At 67.2% G+C, this 858-nt stretch carries 1 protein-coding gene; it reads right to left on the reverse strand.

The annotated features are described in order from the left end of the window. The coding region (locus A9Z05_RS01435; RefSeq protein WP_084044081.1) for a phosphoenolpyruvate carboxykinase (GTP) at positions 1-858 on the reverse strand (858 nt) is incomplete at both ends.

Raw genomic sequence — 858 nt, forward strand, 5'->3', positions numbered from 1 at the left:
GGCGACCGTCGCGGCCGGGCTTCAGCCACGCGATATCGTCGCCGATCGTCGTGACCTTCCAGCCGTCGAAGCCCTGCGGCGGGATCAGCATCGCGAAGTTGGTCTTGCCGCACGCGGACGGGAACGCCGCCGCGACGTGATACTTCTTGCCGGCCGGCGACGTCACGCCGAGAATCAGCATGTGTTCCGCGAGCCAGCCCTGATCGCGCCCCATCGTCGACGCGATGCGCAGTGCGAAACACTTCTTGCCGAGCAGCGCATTGCCGCCGTAGCCCGAGCCGAAGCTCCAGATCTCGCGCGTTTCCGGAAAGTGCACGATGTACTTGACCGGATTGCACGGCCACGGCACGTCCTGCTGGCCGGCTTCGAGCGGATGACCGACGCTGTGCACGCACGGCACGAACTCGCCGTCCTCGCCCAGCACGTCGTACACGTCGCGCCCCATGCGCGTCATGATCCGCATGTTCACCACGACGTACGGGCTGTCGGACAACTCGACGCCGACGTGCGCGATCGGCGAGCCGAGCGGGCCCATCGAGAACGGCACGACGTACAGCGTGCGGCCGCGCATCGAGCCGCGGAACAGTCCGTTGAGCGTCTCGCGCATTTCGGCCGGCTCGATCCAGTTGTTGGTCGGGCCGACGTCGTCGCGCGACGCCGCGCAGATGAACGTACGATCCTCGACGCGCGCGACGTCCGACGGATCGGATTGCGCGAGATACGAGTTCGGGCGCTTTGCCGGATTCAGGCGCGTGAGCGTGCCCTGGTCGACCATCGCCTGGCACAGCGCGTCGTATTCTTCCTGCGATCCGTCACACCACACGACACGCTCGGGCTCCGTGAGCGCCGCGATGCGCG

Origin of the sequence: Burkholderia sp. A2 (genome assembly GCF_001729305.1) — a bacterium.
Lineage (GTDB): Bacteria > Pseudomonadota > Gammaproteobacteria > Burkholderiales > Burkholderiaceae > Burkholderia > Burkholderia sola.